8 protein-coding genes are annotated in these 6,414 nt (G+C 68.7%); 3 read left to right on the top strand and 5 right to left on the bottom strand.

The features are described from left to right. A partial coding sequence (locus AC5RWT_RS33090; RefSeq protein ID WP_494083909.1) for a DEAD/DEAH box helicase family protein occupies positions 1-320 on the bottom strand: 320 nt, incomplete at its 3' end. Positions 321-503: 183 nt separating this feature from the next. Between AC5RWT_RS33090 and AC5RWT_RS33085 the strand changes: the two genes are divergently transcribed. Beyond that, complete coding sequence (locus AC5RWT_RS33085; RefSeq protein WP_494083908.1) at positions 504-1,370, top strand: VOC family protein; 867 nt, start codon at positions 504-506, stop codon at positions 1,368-1,370. 31 nt (positions 1,371-1,401) lie between these two features. Here AC5RWT_RS33085 and coaE read toward each other — a convergent pair whose 3' ends face one another. Both coaE and AC5RWT_RS33075 read right to left on the bottom strand, forming a co-directional pair. Further along, positions 1,402-2,613 (bottom strand): dephospho-CoA kinase, encoded by a 1,212-nt coding sequence (coaE, locus tag AC5RWT_RS33080; protein ID WP_494083907.1) that lies wholly within the window; start codon positions 2,611-2,613, stop codon positions 1,402-1,404. 82 nt (positions 2,614-2,695) lie between these two features. Beyond that, entirely contained in the window at positions 2,696-2,929 is a 234-nt protein-coding gene (locus tag AC5RWT_RS33075) for a DUF6480 family protein (RefSeq protein ID WP_493967491.1), read from the bottom strand. A 133-nt stretch (positions 2,930-3,062) separates the two neighbouring features. On the opposite strand from AC5RWT_RS33075, the gene AC5RWT_RS33070 reads away from it, so the two are divergent. Together AC5RWT_RS33070 and AC5RWT_RS33065 are read left to right on the top strand one after the other, a co-directional pair. Beyond that, on the top strand, positions 3,063-3,737 hold the full coding sequence (locus tag AC5RWT_RS33070; RefSeq protein ID WP_494083906.1) for an IMPACT family protein: 675 nt from the start codon (positions 3,063-3,065) through the stop codon (positions 3,735-3,737). Next, complete coding sequence (locus tag AC5RWT_RS33065) at positions 3,730-4,905, top strand: class I SAM-dependent methyltransferase (protein ID WP_494083905.1); 1,176 nt, start codon at positions 3,730-3,732, stop codon at positions 4,903-4,905. Before AC5RWT_RS33070 ends, AC5RWT_RS33065 begins: the two co-directional genes overlap by 8 nt. Before the next feature lie 29 nt (positions 4,906-4,934). Here the strand turns inward: AC5RWT_RS33065 and AC5RWT_RS33060 are convergent, their stop codons facing one another. Together AC5RWT_RS33060 and AC5RWT_RS33055 are read right to left on the bottom strand one after the other, a co-directional pair. Then, positions 4,935-5,243, bottom strand: coding sequence for a PRC-barrel domain-containing protein (locus AC5RWT_RS33060; RefSeq protein ID WP_494083904.1), 309 nt, complete (start codon positions 5,241-5,243; stop codon positions 4,935-4,937). A gap of 251 nt (positions 5,244-5,494) precedes the next feature. Next, the coding region (locus AC5RWT_RS33055; protein ID WP_494083903.1) for a S1 RNA-binding domain-containing protein at positions 5,495-6,414 on the bottom strand (920 nt) is incomplete at its 5' end.

Here is a 6,414-nt window from a genome sequence, read left to right as displayed (position 1 = left end):
GGCTGGTAGTAGTCGTAGTAGGAGACGAAGTACTCCACCGCATTGTTCGGCAGCAACTCACGGAACTCGTTGGCCAACTGCGCCGCCAAGGTTTTGTTTTGCACCATTACCAGGGTGGGGCGCTGCACCTGCTCCACCAGCCAGGCGGTGGTGGCGGACTTGCCGGTGCCGGTCGCGCCGAGCAGCACGATGTCCTTTTCGCCGGCCTGGATCCGTTTGGTTAGTTCCGCGATGGCAGCCGGCTGGTCGCCGGCAGGCTGGAATTCGCTGACGACTTCGAAGGGCGCCACAACGCGTTTAATGTCCTGCGCAAGACTCATGCCGTTAACGGTAAGCCCGATTGCGGTCAGCGTGGGTCCGGAATCGCTCTCGGCCTAACCTGGCGCAGCGGATTGGCGGACGGTCTGCGGCCGGTGGCGGGCTGTCATGCGTCGCGAAGCAGGTCCCCGGACGCCCGCCATGCCGGTGCACCGTTGCCCGGTTCCGCTGCGTGCGGTAGATCTGTGGGTGCACCCAAGGACGACGGAAGGCACACCATGGACACCGTCCGCACCTATCCCGAGGGAGTGACGTCCTGGATCGACGTCGAACACCATGACCTTGAGGCGGCACAAGACTTCTACGGCGGGCTTTTCGGCTGGACGTTCGCCGAGGCCACTCCGCCCGGTGCCTCCCCGCGCTACCTGATCGCCAAGCTCGACGGCCGGGACGTTGCCGGGCTCGGCGAAGGAACTGCCGCCAGCGTCCCGGCGTGGAACACGTACGTGGCAGTCGTCGACTCGGAGGCGGCTGCGGGCAGGATCCGTTCAGCGGGCGGAGAGGTGCTCTCCGGGCCAGCCGATGCCGGGGAGGGCGGCCGGGCCACGCTGTGTGCGGATCCGGCCGGGGTTCCGTTCCGGCTCTGGCAGGCGCGGAACCGGCCGGGTGCCCAGGCTGTCAACGAGCCGGGTGCGTGGAACTTCAGCGACCTGCACGCCGCCGATCCTGGCGCCGCCTCGGACTTCTACAGCGAGGTCTTCGGCTGGCAGTTTGACGACGTCGGCTTCGGCAGCATGATCCGCGTCCCCGGTTACGGCGACCACCTGCAGGCGACCAGTGACCCTGGCATCCGGGAGCGCCAGTCGGGCGTTAATGTTCCTCCGGGGTTCGCGGATGCCATCGGTTGGCTTACCGGGCTGGAGCCCGGCGAGGCGGCACACTGGCACGTGGCGTTTACGGTAGCCGACCGGGATGCGACCGCCGCCGACGCCGAACGCCTGGGCGGGTCGGTGCTTGGCCACACCGATACCGATTGGACACGCGACGCGACGATCCGGGACCCGTTGGGCGCCGTCTTCACCGCCAGTGAGTTCGCACCGCCCTCCGGATAAACCGTCCTTAGGGATAAAGGGGCGCCCGGCGCTAGCTGCCGGCGGGCGGCGGCTGCCAGCCGGTATCCCGCGCCCACTGGTTCATCTGCGGATCGGCCGTCCGGCTGAACCATTCTTCCTTCGCGCGGGCATAGCGACCGGTTGAAACGTCGGAAGCGTGCAAACCGGCAAGCCTTCTTTTCTCGGCCAGGTAGGCCGCGGCGGCGCCGGGATCCGCCCGCAGCCAGTCCCGGAACAGCAGGGCATAGCGCCACCCCGGCGAGCCGGCTGCCCGGACGTGAACGTTGACGGCGCGGCCCGGGTCGGCGTTGCCGTGCAACCGCTTCTGCCAGTCCCTGGGCTCCGGATGCTGCGGCCTCGGCGTGTCGCGCCAGGTACCGGGCCAGCGCGGGAATCCGGCCGCAGCCAGTGCTTCCGCGGCGGCGTCGGCGTCGTCCAGACTGCCCACCGTGACCTGCAGGTCCAGCACGTCCTTGGCCGGCAGTCCCGGAACCGCCGTCGACCCGACGTGGTCGACGGCCATAATGCGTGGATCGGCGCGTCTGATCCGCTCCGCGAGCAAGGCTGCCTGGGCCGGCCACTGCGGCTGCGGGTCCAGCAGGACCGGTGGGCCCGTGCGGGGAGCCAGCCGTCCGGCCAACAGGTTCTGGTTGAACGGCACCAGGCGTTCCGCCCAAAGCGCGTCCAGCGCCGCCAGCACTTGCTCGCGGGTGCCGTTGTTCTCCAGCACGACGTCGGCGGCGGCCCTGCGTTCTACAGCGGAGGCTTGGGCGGCAATGCGGGAGCGGGCGTCGGCTTCGGTCATGCCGCGGTCCTCCACCATGCGCCGCAGCCGCTCTTCTTCGGGCGCATCGATGACCAGGACCAGATGGAAGGAGGAACTCTGCCCGGTTTCCACCAGGAGCGGGATGTCCTGGACAAGGATGGCGCCTGCTCCTGCCGCAGCCGCCTGTTCCGCCGCTCGGGCGCGGACCAACGGATGCACGATCGCATTCAGCCGCTCGCGTTGCCCCTGGTCGTTGAACACCAAGGCGCCGAGCGCCGGACGGTCCAGCCTGCCACCGGCATCCAGGATTCCAGGGCCGAACGCGTCGACGACGGCGCGCAGCCCGTCGGTGCCCGGCTCGACCACTTCCCGGGCGATGGCGTCGGCATCAATGACAGTGGCGCCGAGTTCCGCCAGCCGCCGGGCAGCCAGCGATTTTCCAGCGGCGATCCCGCCGGTAAGTCCGATTCTGAGCACGGCCTTAGTCTAGCCAGCCCGCAGGCCCAGACCGCGGGCGCTCCGGCAGGCAGCTTCTGCGGGCTGCGTCGGCGTCGTCCGGTTATTCTTCGTGCCCCTGGTCGGCGCTCATCTGGTCCTCGGCAGGCGGCGTTTCTCCTGGCGGAACGCCGCCGCCGGGTTCAAGCCCGGTGATGTTCTGTTCCTGAGGGTCGGGATTGGCCGAATCGCCTTGCTCGGCCGATACCCGGTCTGCGTCGTCGGCGTCCGGCGCGGCCGGGCCGTGGCCCTGTCCGCCCGCCACGCGTGGATCGAATTCCGGCTGGTGCTTCGCCATGATTCCGCCGTTCGTTGCAGTGTCCGGCCGCACCGGCTGGCGCGGCGGGTGCCACCAGACTAAACAGGTCGGTGCCCGCCCACAAGACCGGCGGGACCGCCGGCACCGGCGGCGGCCCACTAGGCTGGAGCATATGACTTCCCCGTCCCCCAGCGGCAGCTACACGACCGTGGCAGGCGAGCACCGGCATGAGCTCGAGATCAAGCGCTCGCGGTTTATCACGGTGCTCCGGCGGGCAGAAACGGAAGAAGAAGCCCGCGACTTGGTGAGCGAGCTGCGCCGGGAGTTCCATGACGCCCGGCACCACTGCAGTGCCTTCGTGCTGGGTCCGGACCGCAGCGTCCAGCGCTCCAACGACGACGGCGAGCCCTCCGGCACTGCCGGGATCCCCATGCTGGACGCACTGCTGAAACGCGAGACCGCTCCCGGAACGGCCGACCTCAGCGACGTTGCAGCCGTCGTCGTGCGCTATTTCGGGGGCATCCTGCTGGGAGCGGGAGGACTGGTGCGGGCCTACTCCGAGTCGGTGTCGCAGGCTGCAGCGGCCGCACCCATGGTGCGGCGGCGCCGGATGCGGCTCTTCGCGGTGCCGGCCGCGCATGCCGTCGCCGGGCGTTTGGAAAACGAACTCCGGGCCGCGGGCACCGTGGTGCTCGGCAGCGATTACGGAGCCGGTGGTGTCCGGATCAAACTCGCGCTGGACGACCAGCCGGACGTCGTCTCGCGTTTCCAGGAACGGCTCGCTGCGTTGACTGCCGGCGGTGCCGACGCTGTGTCGCTGGGCACGGAGTGGGTGGACCTTGACTGATCAGCAGGAGAGTCCCGAGGGCACCGCGGCGACCGGATGGGAGCGGCCCGCCTTCGATTTTTCCGACCTCCGGCGATGGCCGGATGTTGAAGCCGACAATCTCTTCGCCGCCGACGCTGCAGACCGGCTCTTGCTGGATACCGCCAAACCCCTGCTGGACGGGCTGGACGGCAGCCGGATCAGCGTCGTCAATGACCACTACGGGGCGCTGACTTTGGCCCTGGCGGCGGGCGGCAAGCGCGGAATGCGCGTAGTGCAGGACCCGCTCAGTTCCGAGCTGGCCTTGGACAACAACGCCACCCGTTTGGGACTTGGCGGCTACCGGCATGTCCTGCTGGAACCGGCGGCGTTTGAGGGAGCGCAGCTGGTGCTGTTGCAGCTGCCCCGCGCCCTCGATGCGCTGGAAGAGATGGCGGGCTGCATCGCCGCTGCCGCCTCTGCCGGCGTCACCGTCCTGGCAGGAGGCAGGGTGAAGCACATGAACCCGGCCATGAACTCCGTGCTTGGAACCTCCTTTTCCTCGGTGACTGCGGGGCTGGCCCGGCAGAAAGCCCGGGTGCTCACCGCCACCGGCCCCCTGCCGGCAGCGGCCGGACGCTTCCCGCTGACCGAGGAGCACGACGTCGGTCTGCCGAACCCGCTGCGGCTCGTTGCCTTCGGCGGCACCTTCGGCGGTCCCAAGCTGGACCCGGGCACCCGGTTCCTGCTGCCTTTACTGGCCGGCGCCCGGGAGGCCGACCGCGCCGTCGACCTCGGCTGCGGCAACGGTACGATCGCCGCCTACCTGGCGCTGTCACGCCCCGGGCTGCTGGTAGTGGCCACCGACCAGTCAGCGTCCGCTGTCGCATCGGCACGTGCCACGGCAGAAGCCAACTCGGTGGCCGACCGGGTCCTGGTCCGCCGGGACGATGCGCTGTCTTCGCTGCCCGCGGCGTCCGAGCAACTGGTCGTGCTCAACCCGCCGTTCCACATTGGCAACGCAGTTCACGCTGGTATCGCGCTCAAGCTTTTCGCTGATGCCGGGCGCGTGCTGGCCGCCGGCGGGGAACTGTGGACCGTCTGGAACAGCCATCTGTCCTACAGGCCCGCGCTGCACCGCCTGGTGGGACCCACGCGTCAGGTGGCGCGGAACGCGAAGTTTACGGTCACGGTCAGTACCCGGTCCTGAGAAGTGCCCGTCCGCGAGGGCTCAAGCGCTTAGGTGCCGTAGTAGCGGCGCAGCTCCGCTTCTTCTTCCGGAGTGAGGCTCTCAGAGGCCTCCGGTGAGGGTGAGTCCTTGATCGTGTCCTGGCTGTAGGCGACAAACACGTCGTGAGGCTCGATGCGCGCCCCCGCGATCGGAACGAACTTCTCGCGGCTATCGGCCAGCCCCAGCCCCACCGTAATCCAGGTGATCGTTCCGGTCGCCGCGTCCTGGTGGACCTGTCCCACGACGCCCAGTTTTTGTTGCGCGTCGTCCCACACGGTGGCTGCCTGCAGGGCGTGGATGTCGACTGCGTCTGCCATGTTCTCTCCGTTCCGGCCAACGGACCAACCAGCACGAGCGTTTGTCCCACACCTTAGGACCCCGGGCTGCAAAGGACAAGGACCTCCGGCAGGGTGCATCGGCGGACCCCGGACGTCGGCGGCCGGACGGCAACGGGGGCCAAAGGCGGCCCGGGAAACCCTCCGGGCAAAGCGGAACCCCCGCACCTGAAAGGTACGGGGGTTCCCTGCGTCAGCGGCCCCGGACTGTCCCGAGGCGTTGGACGCTGTTGTTACTGGCCGGTCAGCTTCTCGCGCAGGGCAGCGAGGGCTTCGTCGGAAGCCAGCGTGCCGCCGCTGGAGGCCGGAGCCGCCGGGGCGTCCGAGGAGTAGCTGGTCGGTGCGGCTTCGGACTCGCCCGGAGCCTGGGCTTCCTCTGCCATCGAAGCAGCAACCTGCTTCTTGTGGGCTTCCCAGCGGGCCTGGGCGTCGGCGTACTGCTGCTCCCACGCTGCGCGCTGGGTCTCGTAGCCTTCGAGCCACTCGTTGGTCTCCGGGTCGAAGCCCTCCGGGTACTTGTAGTTGCCCTGCTCGTCGTACTCGGCGGCCATGCCGTACAGCGCCGGGTCGAACTCGGTGCCCTCGGGATCGACGCCCTCGTTGGCCTGCTTCAGGGACAGCGAGATGCGGCGGCGCTCCAGGTCGATGTCGATGACCTTGACGAAGACTTCGTCGTTCACGGAGACAACCTGCTCGGCCAGCTCCACGTGGCGCACGGCCAGCTCGGAGATGTGAACAAGGCCCTCGATGCCGTCTTCGACCCGAACGAACGCACCGAACGGCACCAGCTTGGTGACCTTGCCCGGGACGATCTGGCCCAGGGCGTGGGTGCGGGCGAAGGTCTGCCACGGATCTTCCTGGGTGGCCTTCAGGGACAGGGACACGCGCTCGCGGTCCAGGTCCACCTCGAGCACCTCGACGGTGACTTCCTGGCCAACCTCGACGACCTCGGACGGGTGGTCGATGTGCTTCCAGGACAGCTCGGAGACGTGCACCAGGCCGTCGACGCCGCCCAGGTCCACGAAGGCACCGAAGTTGACGATCGAGGAGACAACGCCCGGACGGACCTGGCCCTTCTCCAGCTTGTTGAGGAAGGTGGAGCGGACCTCGGACTGGGTCTGCTCGAGCCATGCACGGCGGGACAGCACAACGT

The sequence above is a fragment of the Arthrobacter sp. Dra40 genome, assembly GCF_059091905.1.
The sequence above is the reverse complement of the archived record's forward strand: the minus strand, read 5'-3'. Positions and strand labels throughout refer to the sequence as shown.

Bases quoted from the DNA above. Each gene is read 5' to 3' on its own strand.
- AC5RWT_RS33075 (WP_493967491.1), bottom strand. From the start codon at position 2,929: ATGGCGAAGCACCAGCCGGAATTCGATCCACGCGTGGCGGGCGGACAG.
- AC5RWT_RS33060 (WP_494083904.1), bottom strand. From the start codon at position 5,243: ATGGCAGACGCAGTCGACATCCACGCCCTGCAGGCAGCCACCGTGTGG.
- AC5RWT_RS33070 (WP_494083906.1), top strand. From the start codon at position 3,063: ATGACTTCCCCGTCCCCCAGCGGCAGCTACACGACCGTGGCAGGCGAG.